The sequence below is a fragment of the Acinetobacter sp. MYb191 genome (assembly GCF_037572605.1).
Classification (GTDB): Bacteria; Pseudomonadota; Gammaproteobacteria; order Pseudomonadales; family Moraxellaceae; genus Acinetobacter; species Acinetobacter johnsonii.
Genome location: NZ_JBBGZP010000008.1, coordinates 324672 through 344279, shown reverse-complemented (window position 1 = coordinate 344279; position 19608 = coordinate 324672). Strand labels below are relative to the sequence as shown.

The following is a 19608-nucleotide window of genomic DNA, read 5'->3' as shown; positions in this document are numbered from 1 at the left end:
GGCCATTCTAGAGCTCATGGAACTAGAATGGCTTTCATGTAATTTTACTCATCTGAATTATTTTTATGATTAATACCTCAAACTAACTTCTCGTCGAATTACACGCGACGAGAAGGCAACTTACAAGACCTGATTGTAAACTTCGAATCTACACATTTTTAGGGGACTTGAGAGGATACGTATGATCTGTCCTCATAATCTATAAATACAGAATATACGCATAAACACTCAATCATTTTGAGTAAATATTCTATTTGTGTAGAAATGTAAATGATAATTAATATACAATGATTCTCATTTGCAAATGGTAGCTTGTCGTATGCAGTATTTCCCACCTAATAAAATTTGGCTTGTCGTTCTTTCAACTCCTTTATTTAGTTCATCTCTTTATGCAGCAGCATTTGAGCCAGTAGCAAGTTTAGCTCCTATTGTGGTACAGGCTGAAGACGAGGAGGATGCTACGGAAAACAGTAAAAAATATAAAAAGAGTAAGTCTTCTCAAGCAACCAAAATGAATATTGCATTGAAAGAAACACCTCAGACAGTGACTGTTGTGACACAGCAAAGAATGCAGGATCAAGGCTTAGCGACTGTTGCAGACGTGATGCAACAAGTAGCTGGTGTAAGTATTGGATATAACGATAGCGAACGCCCAAATTACAACGTTCGTGGGTTTGCGGTCGATAATATTCAAATCGATGGTATTGCATCATCTTATTCAGGTGTTAGTGGTTCCGTAATTGCTATGCCTGTGTTTGATACGGCAATTTATGATCACATTGAAGTTTTAAAGGGGGTAAACGGCCTAAACACTGGGTTAGGTGAGCCTTCTGCATCAATTAATATGGTCCATAAAAAACCAATACAAGAGCTTAATGCACAGCTTGGAGCAAGTTACGATACTTTCGATGGGCGAAGATTTACTGGAGATATTAGTGGCGGGCTGTTAGCTGATGATAAACTTAACGCACGTTTAATTGTTGCGACATCAGACGGTGGAACAGGGAAACATTATTATGAAAAGAATACAACAACGATTTCAGGATCATTAACGTCTAAACTCACTGATCAAACTCAACTTACTTTGGGTATTGATTACCAAGATGATGACCCTCACGGTCTTGGTGGAGGTGTACCAATTTTCTATAGCGATGGGAGTCAAACTAACTTTTCATCAGAAGATAACTTTGGTTCGATGAACTGGGTGAGATGGCAACGTGAATTACAAAATAGTTATGTGTATTTAGACCATAATTTTAATGACAGATGGAAGGCTAAACTTTCATTCAGTCGACAGGATCTGGATGCATTTGCTAAAACATCATATGCATACAATGGAAATTTAAACAAAGATGGCACGGGTTTAAGTTATTCACATTGGGCATCTGAAGGGGATTTGAATCAAAATACATATGATTTAACAGTTAATGGACTATTCGACTTATTTAACCGAGAACATCAAGTGGTCTTTGGTTTTAATGGTTGGGATAGAGAAGCTAATGAATATGGACTCACTTACCCTACTTACTCAGCAGGAAATACAATTAATGATATTGAATATTTCTACGGAAATGCATCTCCTGATTTCAAACCAGAAAGAACGGGTGTAGACAAAACAACAGACACCAAAATGTTTGGAACTTTTATTAATACACGATGGAACCTCGCAGACCAGTTCAAGATTTTCACCGGTGGACGTATGTCTGACTGGGAGACTAAAACCCATAACTTCAATCAAGGCCAACTCATCAGTACGACTTCAAAGCAAAAGCAATCTAGTATTTTTGTGCCTTATTTAGCTGCTACGTATAACATTTTTCCAACTAGCACTATTTATGCAAGTTATACCGAAATCTTTAAACCACAGTCGAGTTTAGATGCTAATGATAATTTCTTGGATCCTGTTACGGGCAGTAATACAGAGCTAGGTTTAAAAAACAGTTTCTTTGATGATCGGCTAGACGTCAATGCGGCAGTTTTCTATGCTCAAAAAGACAATGTCGCTGAACAAATCGCTGGGACTGGGTTAAATGGCATTGAAGCGCGTTATAGAGCTGTGAAAGGTGCTAAAACGAAAGGCTTTGAAGTTGAAGCATTAGGTCAACTTACGGATGCATGGACGCTTACATTTGGATATGCATACAATGACACAGAGGATGCGAAAGGCGAACAAATTAATACCGCAAATCCAAAGCAGACAGCTAAATTCAATACAAACTACCAGTTTAGTGGTGATCTTTCTGGATTGAGAGTTGGCGGGAGTTTAAATTGGTATGGTTCAAGCTATGATTATATCAATATGGGAACACGAGCTCAGCCTAACCTAATAAAAGCGGAACAAAAAGATTATGTTGTAGCAAGCTTGTATGGTGCTTATGATCTTAATGAGAAAACCCGCGTGTCGCTAAATATTAATAATTTATTTGATGAGCAGTACTACACCCGCATCATTGCAAACTACAAAACTGGCTATATGGGAGACGGCAGGTCTGCTGTAGTTGCGTTAAATTATAAATTTTAAAATGTATGAAGTCGCATTTTTTAATGAAAGTTAGAAAATGCGACTTTTTAGTATCTAGATTTCTAATATCGAGCTTAGAAAATTTTAACTGGGGTAACTTATCGCTTTAAATGGATTTTAGCTTAAGGTACTGAGTGTGGAAATATACAGTTACGTCCATTTGCTTTAGCAAGATATAATTGCTCGTCTGCTCTTCGTAGAACACTTGTTTTAAGCTCTTTCCTTTTCCAAGTCACTACTCCAAAGGACATAGTTACTTCTTCAATCATCGGAAACTTACAAGATTCAATGACTGTTCGTAGCCGATCAGCCATTTTCAAAGCTGAATCTAGTTTGATACTTGGTAATACGATTAATATTTCGTCTCCTCCCCAACGAATAAGAGTGTCCTTGCTACGCAAATTTTTGGAGAGCTCATGCATGACTTGTTGTAAGACCTTATCTCCTAATGCATGACCATGAGTATCATTAATGGTTTTAAAGTAATCGATATCAGCCAATAACACGCAGCAAGAGTTATCTTCATTGCACATGTCTTTTTGAATGGTATCTAGAAGATGTTCACCATAGCGACGATTAAAAATGCTCGTCAAACTGTCGTAATTGGCCCACTCTTCAAGTTGACTCTTGATCTCGATATGATGATTAATATTTCTACCGATACTCACATTGTGTGTAATTGTGCCATTACGGTCTTTTAGAGGGGATGAAACGAGCTCTAAGAAATGCTTTTCATATACGTGGTCTTTATTTTCAATATCCTGATTTTTTATTCTTTGTAGTTCTATCAGCTTTTGATCATGTGGATATAATTTTGTGATAGGTTCATCTTTTAAATCTGCTAGGGTGTAGCCCGAGAGTTCCTCTGCGGCATGATTCATAAATTTAATTCTAGCTTGATCATCCGTGATCACTATCGTATCAGGTGTTGTATTTATCGCTGCAACCAACATCGCTTGATATTTAAGACTTTCGTTTTTTTCCGTGATATCTCGTTGAACGGATACAAAATGGGTGATTTTACCTGTTTCAGTTTTAATCGGGGAGATGTTCCATTCTACAGCGTACGGTGTTTTATCTTTGCGATAATTAATCGTATTGTTATGGAAAAATAGTCCATTAGATATGCAATCTTTTAACTCCTGAATCACGGTTAGATCTGTCTCAGGCCCCTGCAAGATACGAGGCGATTGTCCAATTAACTCTTCTTCGCTATAACCTGTCATTTCACAAAATGCTGGATTGCAGAAAAGGATGTGTGGGCCATTATTCTCAAAGCAGGCATTTGTAATGACGATCGCATTAAATGATTGTTGAATAGCCATAGTCATTAAACTATTGAATTCAGTCGCTGTTAATTTTTTGTGTTCAGAATATTGAGGCATATTGGAGTGAATCACTATGTTTCTTTATTGTTTTCCCTGTTCTTATTAATATCATAAATTAGACTTTAAATTAATGAATAATGCTGATTTATAATTTATACAATATAATCAATAACCTAAATATTATTTATATGGTTACCCTTGTCATGTACTGAAAGATGCAATTATCGATGAATTTATAGAACCTTTTAAAGGGTATTACGTCTATTGTTATGGACGACATAATAAAGTCAAGATACCAGAATATTGTGATCAGAAAGTTGATGTAGCACAAATGTTCAACCAGAAGTTTTACAAAGGATGTAAGGAATACTTGAAGGGATGAAGGATGTTGTACTTAAAAGTACTTTAATCTACAAGATGTTGGAAATAGTGGGTAGGCAGGTAATTGATTTTTAATGTTTAAGTAAAGCCTAGCCTGAATGAAAAGCTGAGCATTCTATTTTTCTTTACATTTTTCGTTTAAGCTTTTTTTTAACAGCTCCGTTTTATAAAATATTTAAAACTTAGGAAAAGCGATGAAGGATAACTATCCAAAACCTATAATAATCATGCATTGGATTACCTTTGCTTTAGTTGCAATGGTGTATCTGACTGCAGGTGATCCCACAATAACAGACTGGAAAGGCCAGATTCATGTTGCAGGTGGGATTTTAATATTTATTTTATTTTTCTTGAGATTGAGTTTTGTTTTTCTGTATAGAAAAAGTATTCCTAAAACTGAAATAATTAATTCTTACCAGATAATGTTATTTAAAATGGTCAGATTTTTCCTTTACTTAAGCCTATGTATTGTTCCAATTGCGGGTTGGATGACATTATCGAGTTTTACTGATAATTTCCAAGTTTTATCGTTAAATTTACCGCTTTTGAGCACTGTTTGGGGGAGTGACTATATTGCAGATGCGCATCAATTTTTAGGGAATCTCTTTATCGCGCTCGTGGGTTTACATGCCTGTGCGGCATTGGTTCACCACTTCATTTTCAAAGATAACGTCTTAAAAAGTATGCTTTTTAAAAAATGATGTGATTTAGAGGCTATCTGATGGCTGCCTTTTAGATTCGTCTGGCTTTTTTATTATGAGTATTTCATAGTCACATAACACATGATAAAAGATGAGCCGAAAGTGTAGATGCAGTATACTGTGCCGGTCGAAAAAGTGATGAATTCATATGTATATTGGTCCGTATCAACTGTCAAATAATTTGATTGTGGCTCCGATGGCAGGCGTAACTGACCGTCCATTTAGGTCTCTGTGCAAATACTTTGGTGCAGGGCATGCTGTCAGTGAAATGATGACATCAGACCAAACGTTACGGATGAGTAAAAAAAGCTTATATCGTGCTAATTTTGATGGTGAATTGGCGCCTATTTCAGCGCAAATTGCAGGATCAGATCCCAAAGAGTTGGCGGAAGCTGCACGATATCAGGTCTCAAATGGTGCTCAAATTGTGGACATTAATATGGGGTGTCCAGCCAAGAAAGTCTGTAACAAACTGGCAGGTTCTGCACTTTTAAAAGATGAAGACTTGGTGGCTCGAATTTTGGATGAAGTTGTGGCTGCAGTTGATGTACCTGTAACACTTAAAACGCGTTTGGGTTTTTTGAATGGTCATGAAAATATCTTACGTGTAGCGAAACGTTCTGAAGAGGCGGGTATTGCGGCGTTGGCATTGCATGGGCGCACCCGTGAAGACATGTATTTGAACACGGCTCGTTATGATTTAATTAAAGAAGTAAAACAGCTCATTCGTATACCAGTGGTTGCCAATGGGGATATTGATAGTCCAGAAAAAGCCAAATATGTACTCGATTATACCGGTGCAGATGCAATTATGATTGGTCGCGCTGCGCAAGGGCGTCCGTGGATTTTTCGTGAAATCGCGCATTATCTGGAGACGGGTGAACATTTGGCAGCGCCAAGCATTCAAGAAGTAAAAGAAGTTCTACTTGGACATCTTGCCGAACTGTATGCATTTTATGGGGAATATTCTGGCTGCCGAATTGCACGTAAACATATTGCTTGGTACACCAAAGGTTTACGTTCAAGTAATGAGTTTCGTCAGAACATGTACAAAGTGGAAAGTACAACTGAACAATTTAAAGTGGTCGCTGACTACTTTGACCAGTTACTCATACATGGTGCAACCATGAATGACGTACAGGTTGAACAGGTCAATTTGTTAGAAACCAAATAAACAAAGCTCCACGTATGGAGCTTTGAGTGAATAATGAGACTTAATAACTGACTTGCTGCATTTCAACCAACAGTTGGTTAATTAAGTCAGGTGCTTCCATGGCACGAATTTGCGAAACATTCGTACCTGCCCAAAATGCACCAAAGCCTTGATCGCCTTGTTTACTTGCTACAGCATGTAATTGTTTTCCAAGATCATAACAGTACGGATAAGCAGCAACCGCAGGGCGGTTCGGTAGATCAATCTGGGTATGCCAGTGACCCAGTAAGCCGCGAGCAGGGCGACCTGAAATACTGGCACTTATTTGTGTGATGTGCTCATGGAAAAGTGCATGACGGTAGGCATCATTGGCATTCGACGTTTTACATTGTACGAAAGCTGTTCCCAACTGTACCGCACTCGCGCCGAGGCTTAACATCTGCTGAGCCTGTGTACCATTCATAATGCCACCCGCAGCAATAATAGGGCACCGACAGTGCTGCGTCAGAAGTTGTACGAGGTCGATCGTACGTATTGCACTATCAAAATGTTCATTAAAAATCCCGCGGTGTCCACCTGCTTCTATGCCTTGAGCAATAATAAAATCAATCCCTGCTGCTTCAATGGCCCGTGCTTCCGCTAAGTTGGTTGCAGAAACCATGGTTAAAATGCCAGCGTCTTTTAGCGCCTGTATTTGGTGCGGATGCGGAATACCGAAGTGAAAACTGACGGCTTTAGGGCGAGTTTCAAGTACGACATTTAAAAAGTCATCATTGTCCAAAAAGCTAGGATAAATACAGTGCAGTTGAGTAGGTGGTTCTGCATCGTATTGTTCAAAATGAGGTCTTACAAAATCAATCCATGTTTGTGCGATAGTTGGATCAAGTTCGACACTTTGATGACAGAAGAAATTAACTTGAAAAGGTTGTTCGGTCAGTGCTTGGGTTTTTAAAATTTGGCTACGTGCGGCTTCCGCGGTGTTTGCGCCTAATCCAAGTGAGCCTAGCCCGCCTTGATTTGAAACCTCCGCTGCAAGCTCTGGTGTAGAAACACCGGCCATTGGTGCAAGGAAGATAGGATGTTTAATTTCAAGACGTTCTAATAATAAAGACATGTACTTGCTCCTTTTACATATAGACACTTTGCCCAAGCGCTGCAAAATTGGCAAATAATATTCAGTATTTTCTCGAAAAATATCTAAAGCAATCACGTTTATTTCTCGGTTTTTGGCGACAAGCCATGTCGTTGGGTATGTGTATTGGCAATGCTTTTAGTCTGAAATTTTTTATACTTTTATTTTAGATTTTACCGAGGATCGTCATGACCGATCGTATCCGTGAAAAGCTACAGATTCTAGCTGATGCAGCTAAATATGACGTGTCCTGTTCGTCCAGTGGTAGCAATCGTAAAAACAACAATCAAGGTTTGGGAAATACAGGAAACGGTATCTGTCATAGTTATACAGAAGATGGTCGTTGTGTTTCATTGCTTAAAATTATATTTTCAAATGTCTGTATTTTTGATTGTTCGTACTGTGTTTCTAGACGCTCTAACGATGTCAAGCGAGCCGCTTTTACTGTACAAGAAGTGGTGGATTTAACCATCAACTTTTACCGACGCAATTATATTGAAGGGTTATTTTTAAGTTCAGGTATTTTTAAATCAGCTGATTTCACTATGGAGCGAATGCTACAAGTGGTGAAAAAGCTTCGCCTTGAAGAAAACTTTAATGGTTATATTCACCTAAAAACGATACCTGGTGCTTCCCAAGAAATTATTACTGAGGCCGGCTTATATGTAGACCGCATGAGTATTAACTTGGAAATGCCAACGGAAGTTGGTTTAAAACAGTTTGCACCTGAGAAATCACATGCAGAAGTACAAAAGGACTTAGGCATTGTACGCGATCGCTTAATTCAGTTGACGGATGAGCGGCGTGTGATTCAGCATGTACCGAAGTTTGTACCAGCGGGACAAACCACTCAGATGGTGGTGGGCGCACATCAAGAAACAGACAAAGATATTATTTTAATGGCAGATCATCATTACAAAGTGTATCAGCTCAAACGGGTGTATTTTTCAGGCTATATCCCGATCAATGAACAGGAAAAAATGCTTCCTGTCGTGGGTTCTGCACCGCCATTATTAAGAGAAAATCGGCTGTACCAGTCAGATTGGCTCATGCGTTTCTATGGTTTTGATGCGCAGGAAATTGTGAATGATCAGCATCCGAATTTAGATTTGGACATTGACCCGAAGCTAAGTTGGGCATTACGTAACCCTGAGCATTTTCCTGTTGATATTCAACATGCAGACTATCGTATGATTTTACGTGTTCCGGGTATAGGTGTTCAATCGGCTAAAAAAATTGTGCAAGCTCGTCGTTTTGGGCAGATTCATATCGATCAACTAAAGCGTATGGGCATTGCTTACAATCGGGCACAGTATTTTATTCGCTGTGCAGATACGCCAAAGTTTAAAAAAGAACAACCAGCGAACCAGATTCGGCAGCACATTTTGCAATCGGGGCAATCCAAATATCAAAAACAGCTTTCGCCTCAACTGGGCTTCGGTTTTTAGTATGTCGATATATCGCTTTGATCAAAGCATGACTGGACTACTGAGTTGTGTATATAGAAGCTTTCAGTTTAAAGATTTTGACGTCAAGCTTGCATCTAACAATTCCCAAGCCAGCTTGTTTGATGAGTGTATTGAGGTTGCTTCAAATGACGAACACGCAGAGCGAGTTTGGCGAGGGTTAAAGCAAAAAATTACGGCTGAAAGTCTACGATTTTTTTATTATTGCTTTCTGTCTGAGCAGGAGCAGGCACATCAACATCTTTTTAATTTCTGTATCTATGTATTTAGAAATACACATGCGGTAGATCATAACTATGCGCATACGGATGTGTTGGCTGTTTCGCAGTGGGCCAAACAAGTGGGCAGGGAAAAGCATCGTATGGAAGCTTTTGTCCGCTTTAAAAAATGTCAGGATGGATTGTTTCTAAGTTTGGTACAGCCGGATTTTAATGTTTTACCACTGATAGAACGGCATTTTAGAAACCGATATCAAGATCAAAGATGGTTGATTTATGATGAAAAAAGAAATTTTGGCATTTATTATGATTTGACAGCTGTGCATCAGGTGGAAATGGATATAGATCAAATTGATCATGCACACAAAGCCGGACACAGTCAGTTCTTTAGTGTTGAATTAGATGATGATGAGCTGCTGTATGACCAGTTATGGAAAGATTATTTTAAAAGTATCAACATCGAGGCAAGAAAAAATATCAAACTACATGTGCAATATGTTCCTAAACGCTACTGGCGTTATATGAATGAAAAAACAATCTAGCGAGAGCAAGTAAGGCGTTGACTCATCATTTTCTATAATGTTTTAGGCTGTTATGGGAATGAGAACAGACGTTAAGCAATTCATGCTAATTAAAAAATAAGCTGTTGCACCTGTAGAATGGAACTTCAGTCATCAGTAATAGTGCATCTGAGTAGTGGCTCAGAGAAAAATGTGCAAGCTTAAAGTTGATGATGAATGATGCTTTCAATAGTAAAAAGCCCATTCAATCCATGGGCTTTTTACATTTTTAATAGGTAGATTGTTAACGCTTATCCTGTTGTTAACGTTAAACATGCACATTAAATAGGGAACCAATCCAACTGGCAAACAGCATCGCAAAAATTCCCCATAGCGTCACACGAAATGCGCCTGTCCACATAGAAGTCCCAGAAAAGTAACTTGATAAAGCGCCTAAACCGAACAATGATAGTACCCCTGTAAGAGCAACTGACTGAGTCAGATAACCTTGAGGGCTTAATAGAATGGCTAGCATAGGAAACAGAGCACCTAGTGAAAAGGCGAGGGCAGAAGAACCCGCGGCTTCAAGTGGCTTGGCACTGGTATTTTCATGGATGCCTATTTCATCACGAGCATGTGCAGACAGTGCATCATGTGCGCTGAGTTGTACTGCGACTTCATGTGCCAGTTTGGGTTCTAGTCCACGTTGTATATAAATTTGAGTCAGTTCTTTAAGTTCTAAGTGAGGGTTTTTATCTAATTCTCTGGCTTCATGTTTTAAGTCGGCTTCTTCAATATCCGATTGAGACTTCACCGAAATATACTCGCCCGCAGCCATAGAGCTCGCACCTGAAATGAGCCCTGCAATACACGTGATGAGTAAGGTATGGCTGGTTGCGCCACTGGCCGCCATCCCCATAATTAAACTGGTCACTGAAATGATGCCGTCATTGGCACCCAATACCGCTGCACGTAGCCAACCAGTACGATGAATTAAATGAGGTTCAACATGGTGAGAATAGGACATGACGATAGATCATCCTCAAATTTTAAAGTTATGATTTATTTAATAATGCACGTTTCATCTACTATAGCACAGCCCATAAAAAAGCCTCCGAGTGGGAGGCTTTTTTGAGTTTAGAAATATTATTGCGCTTTTTCTTTCACATCAGCAGCACCTTGTTCTACTGCACCAGCAACATGAGCTGTTGCTTCTTTAGAGGCATTTTTAACATCTTCAGCAGCAGCTTCAGTTTTCGCAGCAGCTTCGTCAGCGGCAGCACCAATTTTTGCAGATGCTTCATCTGCAGCTTTTTGAGTGTCAGATACGGCTTCACTTGCAGCTTTATTAATATCATGACCTGCTTGTTCAGCAGCATTTTCAAGGTGTTCACCTGTCGTTGCACCTGTTTCAGGTGCTTTTTCTTTTGAACAACCCACTAAAACAACAGCAGCAGCAAGACCTAAAGCAATAAGTAATTTATTCATTTTCATATCCTTTTCGTTTTATACCCAAAAGTAGGGGTTGGGCAAAATATAATCTACTTTGAGTGTAAAGCAGACTGCATTATTGTTAAAAAAATGTAATTTTTTATAAAAAACAGCATGATAAAAAGGCTTATAAGCTGAGTTGCCTATAAGCCTTTAGCAGGGAAGCGTCTGAGAGGATTACACGCCAGAACGAATAATATAATCAAAAGCAGACAGAGATGCTTTTGCACCTTCACCTGTGGCAATGATGATTTGCTTGTAAGGCACTGTCGTACAGTCACCTGCGGCAAATACACCTTTGACATTGGTTTCGTTGCGATCATTAATCACAATCTCACCACGGTTTGAAAGCTCAACCGCTGTTTCTTTGAGGAAATCGGTGTTTGGCAATAAACCAATTTGCACAAAGATTCCTGCAAGCTCAACCGAATGTTCTACATCAGTTGCGCGATCTTTATATTTCAATGCTGTCACTTGCTTACCATCACCCACAACTTCGGTTGATAGGGCGTTCAGGATTACTGTGGTATTAGGCAAGCTATGCAATTTGTCTTGCAACACTTGGTCCGCACGTAGTTTGGTATCAAACTCAACCAAAGTCACATGTTCTACAATCCCAGCAAGATCAATCGCAGCTTCGACACCTGAGTTCCCTCCACCAATCACAGCAACACGTTTGCCTTTAAACAGTGGACCATCACAGTGTGGGCAGTAGGCAACACCACGAGTACGGTATTCTGCTTCACCAGGCACATTCATTTCTCTCCAACGTGCACCTGTTGAAAGGATTACCGTTTTAGATTCAAGCTTCGCACCATTTTCTAAAGTGACTTCAACTAAGCCATTCGCGGTCTCATCTGCACCTTTGATGTTAGAAACACGTTGTAAGTTCATGATGTCCACACCGTACTCACGGACATGTGCTTCCATTTCAGCAGCAAACTTCGGCCCTTGGGTCTTTTGAATCGAGGTATAGTTTTCAATGTCCATGGTATCCATGACTTGACCACCCATACGTTCAGCCACAATCCCCGTTTTAATGCCTTTACGTGCGGCATAAATGGCAGAGGTATTTCCTGCAGGGCCACCACCAATCACTAAAACATCAAAAGCATCTTTGGCATTGAGTTTTTCAGCTTCTTTGGCAGCAGAATTGGTATCCAGTTTGGCAATAATCTCTTCCAAAGTCATACGACCTTGACCGATATGGTTATTGTCTTGGAACACCATCGGTACAGCCATGATTTTGCGTTCTTCAACTTCGTCTTGGAAGAATGCACCATCAATCATAGTTGCTGTCGTGCCTGGATTGTAAATGGCAATCAGGTTCAACGCTTGCACCACGTCTGGACAGTTATGACAGCTTAAAGAGACAAATACGTCAAAGTCAGACTGGATGCCCAAAGCTTTGATTGAAGCCAAAACTTCATCAGATACTTTAGGTGCATAACCTGAGGTTTGTAACAATGCCAAAATCAAAGAGGTAAACTCATGTCCCATCGGTAACCCGGCAAAGAACACACGCGGCTGTTCGCCCGCCTTTGTCACACCAAAGCTGGGTGCACGTGAGTTTTGGCCATCAAAACGTGCAGTCACCAGTGGAGACAGTGCTGCAACCTCTTCAACCAATTCTTTGATTTTGTCTGATTTTTCAGAACCGTTCAAAGTCGCAACCAATTCAATCGGACCTTCTAGGCGTTCAAGAAGTGTTTTTAATTGAGCTGAAGTATTTTGATCTAACATTGTTAAGCTCTCCAAAGCAATCTATAAAATTATTTGATAGAAGAATCATAGAGTAAATCTAAAAATAGATAAAACAGTTTGTTTTTATTTTAATAATCGGTTTTATAGATTTAAAGATATTCATCATAAAAAGTCCCACTAAACGCAGGACTTTAAATGAAGTAAAACTTAGGATTCACTCTGCATCCGCTGTTCAATTCTTAAAGTTCTGGCTTTTAACTGACGTGTCAGACCAAACAACACAAGACTTAGCACTGCCATCAGTAGCATCAAGATAAGCGAAAAGAATTGCATGATCTTCGTGAACTGCGCTGCTTGCTGAACTTGCTTTTCTACACTTGCAGCCATCGGCGTGAGTGTTTTGCCATAGAGTTGATGCTGCATCGTCCATAACTGTTCAGGCTTAAATCCATATTCAATAAAATGTGAATCGTTTTTTTCTGCTTGGACCAGAGCAAGCACATGCGGAATTGCTGCATTTTTATCGACAGGTTGATGTAACAATGCCGTCTGCGCAAGCAAATAATGTTTTACGGGGAGCTGAATGTCTGATTCCTGCAAATACTGCGCTATTTCACTTTGCTGAATATTTTTATCGTAGTGTACGATTTGCTGAAAAGCCTCGCTTTCATCATCTTTTAAATCATATTGCACATAGGTCAGACCTGACCAAAGCAGAATAAAGGCAATCAACCATGCCACAAACTTCAGTATAAAAGACTGAAAACGTACATAGAAAAAATGAATTTTCCGTGCATAGTGCACCAGTATGAATGCCCCAATAAAAGACACCATGATCTTGAGTACAAGCCAACCAAACCACAACAGCAAATTCAGAAAATAATCTGGCTGATGTCCAAGTGATGCGAGATTTTCATCGACACTCATGGGCATATGTAGTTGCTGTATTTCAGTGCTCAGCCCAAAAAAGCTATAGACAAAATCAGGTTGTAGAAAATAACTAATGCTGGAGGCAATAAACAAGGCTGCACTCAACATACACCATAAACTCAGTTTACGTTGACGTTGTTTGAGTGCAACCACGCCTTGTTCAATGTGCTGAGGCTGAACAACATACTCATCTAAGGAAGGCAAGCGCTTCTCCTCTATTGACCATCCACCTCGGCATTAAGATGGTGTCGTACGATTAGAACTCGAGTCTAAAACCAATTGATTCAAACTGTCCTGCAAACTACGCAAACGTGTGGTTGCTTCCGCACGTTTCTGCATACCTTCTTTTTGTATTTGAATCACATCATTTACTGTTTTAATGAGGGTGTTTTGTACATGTTCAAGCGTCTCAATATCAATCACTGAACGTTGATTGGCTTTTGCTGTATCTACTGAGTTTTGATGTAACAAATCGGCATTGCGCTTCAATAAGTCATTGGTCGCATCGTCAATGGTATTGGCCAACTGCACACTATTCTTCTGCTCATTTAAAGAAATCGCCAGACTAATTTGGTTTTTCCATGCAGGCAATGTGATGTTTTTAATCGCATAAAACTTATCGACCAACATCAAATTATTAGACTGAATAATACGAATCATCGGTAGTGTTTGCATGGCTGATTGTTGTAAAACCTGCAAATCACTCACGCGTTTTTCCAAATTATTGGCTAAATGATTGAGGTCGTAAACTCTCTGCGTCGTGGTTTGATCTTGTGCCTGTGAAGTCAGCGTTGAGATTTACTGCTGAATTTCATCCTGTTTCAACTTACCTGCTGCGATATACACACCGAGCTGTTTATATTCACTTTGTACACCATTAAACATCCGATCTAAAGTATCAACACGTGCTTTTAAACCAGACTGTGATTTTTCAATTTCTTTCACCAAAGTATCAATCTGTTCTTTGGTGGTATTAAAGTGCATATCAATATTATTCTTTGCGCCTTTAATTTTGCTCATCAAGCCACCGAAGAAACCTGAATTTTTCTTTTTATTTAAGATACTTGAGGTATTCAGTTGTTGTGCAACTTGTACCACCTGATTTAGCTTTTGCCCAGTTTCATCAAGGTCCTTGTTTTGCACTAAATTTAACAACTCATCAGTATATCCTGAGGTTTGTGTCGCAATATTTTTACCATACTCCGCCACGGCGTTATGGTTGATTTCTGCCAACTCTTTCCGAGCTGCCAAGACCGCATTGAAGTCATCTTGTTGCAAGCCAATTTCTTGCAAATTTAACTGTTGAAACTTATGTTCAATCACTTCAGTGGTTGGCTCCACCACAAGACTGTTTTGTTCTGAGTTGGTCATAATTCACCTAATCTATTTCTTAAAGTGTTGGTTTCTGTAGTGATTTTTTTAAGGTATGAATCAATTTTTCACGGCTATTATCGAGCTTTTCTAGTTCAATTGTCGAGCTTGATTGCTGCGATTGTTTGACATGATATTGCCATGCTGGAATCAAGACCTGTTGTGCCTCTTTATATCGGTCCAACAAACTCAATGAAAGCTGCTGAGACAATTGCATTTGAGTGATCGCAATATCATTACTGCTTTGCAAAGTCTGCAAGCTGTTTATTTTCTTGGATAAACGTTCTGCAAAATTATCTAAAGGATGTGCATTCTTCACAAATTTAGGGTATTCCATTAAAAATGCTTCAGCCGCAGATATATATTTAGCCATTTGCTCACGTAAACCAGTAAGCTGCTGATAACGTGCTTGTGACTTTTGAATTTCAATTTGTAATTTTTGGCTGAGATGATTGGCTCGATCCAGCAGCTGATCCAGTTTTTTATAGTATTCAACTTGGGTTGAACCATATTCAATATCAATTCCCAGCCACTTTTGTAGCCCATTAAATTTACGCTTCTTCAGGTATTTTTTTGAGTCAGCCAATGACTGGATCAGTTGCTCAATGGTTTGGCTCAACTGTAAAGTGAGCTGCGGGTCTATTCCATTTAACAGCGCAGACTGCGCTTGAATGACACTATCTGCATAATGATTGAGACGATATTGATCGTTCAGCAACGGAACCAAATCATTACGCTGGATACTTAAAAGTTCATCTGAATTGACTGGTATATCCCTTAAAGGAACAAGAACGTCAATTTGTGCCATAGTGCTTTAACCCAATAAAGAAATTGAATAAAATCATTTTTATAGTACAGCTTTTATGTCAAATAACATGTAGATTTTTGCAAAAATGCTGTGACATCTTTTGTGCCGTAGAAATTATCACGAAGGTTATATCTGTTATTAAGTACTCTATTCGTACTAGACCCAAACCTATTGAGTAGAAATAAAAGATCCAATCAATACATACTCTGTTTTTATCTTCTATGGAGTTACAATCCTTTATGAAACAAAACGCATATTTGAAGTCATAAAAAAGCCATGATCAACATGGCTTTAAAATGGGGTGTTTCGATATTATAAATAATCGCCTTCACGCTCAGGTTGATAAACCACTTTTTCAATTTTGACTTTCATCATTTGACCATCTGGCTGCGGCCATTCAATTTCTTGACCTTCAGCTAAGCCAAGAATTGCTGCACCAATTGGAGCTACAACATTGACCTGTCCCTTCTCGCCTTTAAAATCATGCGGATAAACCAAGGTAATTTCAGATGCTTCTGTAGATGGCGCAATGGTCAGTAAAACTTTTGCATTCATCGTTACCACATTGGCAGGCATATCTTGTGGAGCAACAACATCGGCGCGTGCCAATTCTTCTTCAAGCAACTGCATAGTCGGTGTAAGTTTAGGCTGATGTTCTAACATCGTTTCTAAACGATGAAGATCCTGCTCAGAAATGATAATTGCTGGGTTTGCCATATGCTGCATTCCTATTTGAATACGGTATGAATAAAATTCTTATTAAAAATAATTTATTAGCCTATAACTTCTGTTATATCAGAAATGCAGTCTAAATTACATTTCAACTGATTTTGATTTTTTAATGCTATAAAAAAAGCCCCCTTGAGGGGGCTTTCTCAAGTCAGAACTTAGTTTGCGTAAACAGGAAATTTCGCACAAACAGCTTCAACTTTCGCTTTAACAGCGTTAATCACAGCTTCATCACCTTTGCTGTCTAGGATATCAGCGATCCAGCCAGCAAGTTCACGTACTTCAGCTTCGCCGAAACCACGAGTCGTCACAGCCGGTGTACCAATACGTATACCAGAAGTCACAAATGGTGAGCGTGGGTCATTTGGTACAGCATTTTTGTTCACAGTAATGTGAGCTGCACCTAACCATGCATCTGCTTCTTTACCTGTTACATCTTGCTTGATAAGAGATAACAAGAACAAGTGATTTTCTGTACCACCAGAAACGATGTCATAACCACGAGCAATAAGAACTTCAGCCATTGCTTGAGCGTTCTTCACCACCTGTTGTTGGTAAACTTTGTATTCAGGAGCCATTGCTTCTTTAAAGCAAATTGCTTTAGCCGCTACCGCATGAACCAATGGACCGCCTTGGTTACCAGGGAATACAGCTGATTGTAATTTTTTCTCAATTTCTTCGTTTGCTTTTGCAAGGATTAGACCTGAACGTGGGCCACGAAGTGTTTTGTGTGTAGTGGTTGTTGTTACGTCAGCAATCTGAACTGGGCTTGGGTAAACACCAGCAGCAACTAGACCAGCAACGTGAGCCATATCTACAAATAAGTAAGCGCCAACTTTATCCGCGATGTCACGGAAACGCTGCCAATCTACAATTTGGCTATAAGCAGAGAAACCAGCTACGATCATACGTGGCTTGTGCTCAACTGCTAAACGCTCAACTTCTTCGTAATCAATTTCGCCAGTTTCAGGGTTTAAACCGTACTGAATTGCGTTATATGTTTTACCAGAAAAACTTACTTTAGCACCGTGAGTCAAGTGACCACCGTGAGCCAAACTCATACCCAAAACAGTGTCGCCTGGGTTAAGAAGAGCTAAGTAAACAGCAGAGTTTGCTTGTGAACCTGCATGTGGTTGAACATTTGCGTAATCTGCACCGAAAAGCTCTTTAGCACGGTCAATCGCTAATTGTTCAATCACGTCTACATATTCACAACCGCCGTAGTAGCGTTTGCCTGGGTAGCCTTCAGCATATTTGTTTGTAAGTTTTGAACCTTGCGCTTCCATTACTGCTGGAGAGCAATAGTTTTCAGAAGCAATCAGTTCGATGTGCGCTTCTTGGCGAGCATCTTCATTTGTGATTGCTTGCGCGATTTCTGGATCAAATTCAGCAATTGAGATATTGGCAAACATTAGCGAGGTCCTATGAAATTAGGGCTTTTAAGCCGTGCTAAGATTGGCGCGTATTGTAGCATGAAGTTTATAAATTTCGAGAACGAACTTTACGCAGTTTTAAATAAAAAATCGCTCATAAAGTAGAACTTAATGAGCGATTTGGGTCAAAGCAAATTACTGAATTGGCATGAGAGTTTTGACATCGGTCAGAATATTAGGAATATTTAACGCATAAGCTGAACCATGATCCCATGTTGCCTCTGTTCTATATGAAATTGATGAGTTTTTTGCAGCCTCAGTACTCAGCAAAAGATCTGTTGCCTGAATTGGAACTGTAGCATCTGCAGCACCTTGATAAATAATGATAGGCGTGCTGATTTTAGTTTTTAAAGGTTGTGAACCATTGGCTAGAAAATCTTTGACTGTAGGAATACTGATCATAAAATCAGGTTGGGTACGAGGATAACCATTAATAGAATTATTATTTAAAAATGCATATTGACCCATTGCCAAGCCAAATTTATTCCCTAAAACAGTATAACAATCTGATTCAGCGTTTTCGGCAATTTGATTCGTAGGCGTTTTAAAAACTTGGAAATACTGTAAATTTGGATTCTGATTACGTAAACCTGCTGTAATCAGTGCGGTAAAGGTATCTAAAGAAGCAAGCGTTTCTATCTTATCATTTACGTCAGGCTGTGCTGCTGCTTTCAGTTCTCCTGCAGTTAAAATAAAAGATAAATTCGAAGCAGGTGCAACAGCGACTGTACCTTTATAGTCCAATTGAGCTCTAGACTGATATTGCGCAGCGCCCAGTGCCGCATGACCACCTTGTGAGTGACCAACCGTCATCCATTGATTAGAAGCCTTAGCGCCTAAATAGTTACGCGTAGCAACCACCGCATCCGTAATTGAAAAGGCCTCACTTTTGACATTTAAGAATGGATGTAATTGATCGGCTGTTGGTTCACCCAAGCCTTCATAATCAGGAGCAACAACCACATACCCAGACGCTAAGAAGCCATCTATCATCCCTTTAACATACGTATTCAATGGAATACGGCTTGGCGCACAGGCATCTGCAACACCCGTTGTACCATGTGCCCACACCACAATCGGCCAACCTTTGGCAGGTACTGCAGTTTTAGGAGTAAAAACCAAAGCTGTCGTTTGTACTTCCCGATTATGGACACCTAACATCTTATAAGTCATGACTACACTTTCACCAGCGGTAGCTGACATATCTGTAGCTGTATATGCTGTTGGCGTAGTTACGACTGGATTAACAATATTGTTTTTAGGAATCCCATCATCCACACCAACAGAAGTTGAATCGCCATCCCCTCCCCCGCAGGCTGTTAAAACAAGCACAGAACTACTGACGAACACGGCCAATATATATTTTTTCATCTTAAAATTCCTTAATGACATTTTTTCTTGTTGTAACGATTCAAATCACTTGAATACCTTAATGATTTACGCCTCAAAATGACGCATGGCAAGACCAGTTACGAGAATGATACAAAGTGAACATTGTCTGCAAATGCACACTCACCATTGTTATAAAAACTGGTAATTTCGAGTTCAAAATAAATCCTGCTCCTACAACTGAATTCAGGCAGTGAGCTCTTCTCTAGTCTTGGTTTGAACCGAATCCCAAAGAATTATTTTAATTTTAAGCAATCATTTTGCTTTTCAAGCTGCCTAAATAAATCGACAAGTAGCTTCCAACTTTTCCCTTGCTTAATAAATTCTGATCTCTAATCACCTAGGTTCACCAG

Annotated in this window: 15 protein-coding genes and 1 pseudogene; 5 read left to right on the top strand and 11 right to left on the bottom strand. The window is 39.5% G+C overall.

All coding sequences use genetic code 11. The annotated features are described in order from the left end of the window. Positions 1 to 319 precede the first annotated feature (319 nt). Positions 320 to 2521: a TonB-dependent siderophore receptor gene (locus WH214_RS04840; RefSeq protein WP_339422898.1), complete on the top strand. Its 2202-nt coding sequence runs from the start codon at positions 320 to 322 to the stop codon at positions 2519 to 2521. 122 nt (positions 2522 to 2643) lie between these two features. On the opposite strand, the gene WH214_RS04835 is transcribed toward WH214_RS04840, so the two are convergent. Then, positions 2644 to 3906, bottom strand: a complete 1263-nt coding sequence (locus tag WH214_RS04835; protein ID WP_339422897.1) for a sensor domain-containing diguanylate cyclase — start codon at positions 3904 to 3906, stop codon at positions 2644 to 2646. Positions 3907 to 4424: 518 nt separating this feature from the next. On the opposite strand from WH214_RS04835, the gene WH214_RS04830 reads away from it, so the two are divergent. Together WH214_RS04830 and dusB are read left to right on the top strand one after the other, a co-directional pair. Beyond that, complete coding sequence (locus WH214_RS04830) at positions 4425 to 4931, top strand: cytochrome b (RefSeq protein WP_159128257.1); 507 nt, start codon at positions 4425 to 4427, stop codon at positions 4929 to 4931. A gap of 148 nt (positions 4932 to 5079) precedes the next feature. Continuing rightward, entirely contained in the window at positions 5080 to 6105 is a 1026-nt protein-coding gene (gene dusB / locus WH214_RS04825) for a tRNA dihydrouridine synthase DusB (protein WP_159128258.1), read from the top strand. 40 nt (positions 6106 to 6145) lie between these two features. On the opposite strand, the gene WH214_RS04820 is transcribed toward dusB, so the two are convergent. Continuing rightward, the gene (locus WH214_RS04820; RefSeq protein ID WP_159128259.1) at positions 6146 to 7198 is read right to left on the bottom strand and encodes an NAD(P)H-dependent flavin oxidoreductase; all 1053 of its coding nucleotides are present in this window, start codon (positions 7196 to 7198) and stop codon (positions 6146 to 6148) included. Positions 7199 to 7404: 206 nt separating this feature from the next. On the opposite strand from WH214_RS04820, the gene WH214_RS04815 reads away from it, so the two are divergent. Both WH214_RS04815 and WH214_RS04810 read left to right on the top strand, forming a co-directional pair. Then, positions 7405 to 8664 (top strand): putative DNA modification/repair radical SAM protein, encoded by a 1260-nt coding sequence (locus WH214_RS04815; protein WP_339992942.1) that lies wholly within the window; start codon positions 7405 to 7407, stop codon positions 8662 to 8664. Between the two features lies 1 nt (position 8665). Then, a complete protein-coding gene (locus tag WH214_RS04810; RefSeq protein ID WP_159128261.1) occupies positions 8666 to 9442 on the top strand; it encodes a TIGR03915 family putative DNA repair protein in 777 nt (258 codons plus the stop codon). 286 nt (positions 9443 to 9728) lie between these two features. Here the strand turns inward: WH214_RS04810 and WH214_RS04805 are convergent, their stop codons facing one another. The 9 genes and pseudogenes from WH214_RS04805 to WH214_RS04765 all read right to left on the bottom strand — a co-directional run bounded on the left by WH214_RS04805 (position 9729) and on the right by WH214_RS04765 (position 19237). Next, positions 9729 to 10427, bottom strand: coding sequence for a VIT1/CCC1 transporter family protein (locus tag WH214_RS04805; RefSeq protein ID WP_004693487.1), 699 nt, complete (start codon positions 10425 to 10427; stop codon positions 9729 to 9731). A gap of 119 nt (positions 10428 to 10546) precedes the next feature. Next, on the bottom strand, positions 10547 to 10888 hold the full coding sequence (locus WH214_RS04800) for a hypothetical protein (protein ID WP_058869489.1): 342 nt from the start codon (positions 10886 to 10888) through the stop codon (positions 10547 to 10549). A gap of 180 nt (positions 10889 to 11068) precedes the next feature. Continuing rightward, positions 11069 to 12634: an alkyl hydroperoxide reductase subunit F gene (gene ahpF / locus WH214_RS04795; RefSeq protein ID WP_339422896.1), complete on the bottom strand. Its 1566-nt coding sequence runs from the start codon at positions 12632 to 12634 to the stop codon at positions 11069 to 11071. A 168-nt stretch (positions 12635 to 12802) separates the two neighbouring features. Then, on the bottom strand, positions 12803 to 13729 hold the full coding sequence (locus tag WH214_RS04790) for a hypothetical protein (protein ID WP_339422418.1): 927 nt from the start codon (positions 13727 to 13729) through the stop codon (positions 12803 to 12805). Positions 13730 to 13762: 33 nt separating this feature from the next. Then, positions 13763 to 14896: pseudogene (locus WH214_RS04785) on the bottom strand (toxic anion resistance protein). Between the two features lie 19 nt (positions 14897 to 14915). Beyond that, entirely contained in the window at positions 14916 to 15704 is a 789-nt protein-coding gene (locus tag WH214_RS04780) for a tellurium resistance protein (RefSeq protein ID WP_339422416.1), read from the bottom strand. Positions 15705 to 16016: 312 nt separating this feature from the next. Then, positions 16017 to 16421 (bottom strand): nucleoside diphosphate kinase regulator, encoded by a 405-nt coding sequence (gene rnk, locus WH214_RS04775; protein ID WP_004696044.1) that lies wholly within the window; start codon positions 16419 to 16421, stop codon positions 16017 to 16019. A gap of 170 nt (positions 16422 to 16591) precedes the next feature. Then, positions 16592 to 17845 carry a serine hydroxymethyltransferase gene (glyA, locus tag WH214_RS04770; protein ID WP_004982454.1) on the bottom strand — a complete coding sequence of 418 codons (1254 nt, stop codon included), beginning with the start codon at positions 17843 to 17845 and terminating at the stop codon, positions 16592 to 16594. A 156-nt stretch (positions 17846 to 18001) separates the two neighbouring features. Beyond that, entirely contained in the window at positions 18002 to 19237 is a 1236-nt protein-coding gene (locus WH214_RS04765; RefSeq protein ID WP_339422415.1) for an alpha/beta hydrolase, read from the bottom strand. Positions 19238 to 19608 lie beyond the last annotated feature (371 nt).

Coding starts and splice junctions, on each gene's coding strand:
- WH214_RS04820 (WP_159128259.1), bottom strand. CDS start 7,198: ATGTCTTTATTATTAGAACGTCTTGAAATTAAACATCCTATCTTCCTT.
- WH214_RS04810 (WP_159128261.1), top strand. CDS start 8,666: ATGTCGATATATCGCTTTGATCAAAGCATGACTGGACTACTGAGTTGT.
- WH214_RS04765 (WP_339422415.1), bottom strand. CDS start 19,237: ATGAAAAAATATATATTGGCCGTGTTCGTCAGTAGTTCTGTGCTTGTT.
- glyA (WP_004982454.1), bottom strand. CDS start 17,845: ATGTTTGCCAATATCTCAATTGCTGAATTTGATCCAGAAATCGCGCAA.
- WH214_RS04830 (WP_159128257.1), top strand. CDS start 4,425: ATGAAGGATAACTATCCAAAACCTATAATAATCATGCATTGGATTACC.
- WH214_RS04815 (WP_339992942.1), top strand. CDS start 7,405: ATGACCGATCGTATCCGTGAAAAGCTACAGATTCTAGCTGATGCAGCT.
- WH214_RS04780 (WP_339422416.1), bottom strand. CDS start 15,704: ATGGCACAAATTGACGTTCTTGTTCCTTTAAGGGATATACCAGTCAAT.
- ahpF (WP_339422896.1), bottom strand. CDS start 12,634: ATGTTAGATCAAAATACTTCAGCTCAATTAAAAACACTTCTTGAACGC.
- WH214_RS04835 (WP_339422897.1), bottom strand. CDS start 3,906: ATGCCTCAATATTCTGAACACAAAAAATTAACAGCGACTGAATTCAAT.
- dusB (WP_159128258.1), top strand. CDS start 5,080: ATGTATATTGGTCCGTATCAACTGTCAAATAATTTGATTGTGGCTCCG.
- WH214_RS04800 (WP_058869489.1), bottom strand. CDS start 10,888: ATGAATAAATTACTTATTGCTTTAGGTCTTGCTGCTGCTGTTGTTTTA.
- rnk (WP_004696044.1), bottom strand. CDS start 16,421: ATGGCAAACCCAGCAATTATCATTTCTGAGCAGGATCTTCATCGTTTA.
- WH214_RS04840 (WP_339422898.1), top strand. CDS start 320: ATGCAGTATTTCCCACCTAATAAAATTTGGCTTGTCGTTCTTTCAACT.
- WH214_RS04805 (WP_004693487.1), bottom strand. CDS start 10,427: ATGTCCTATTCTCACCATGTTGAACCTCATTTAATTCATCGTACTGGT.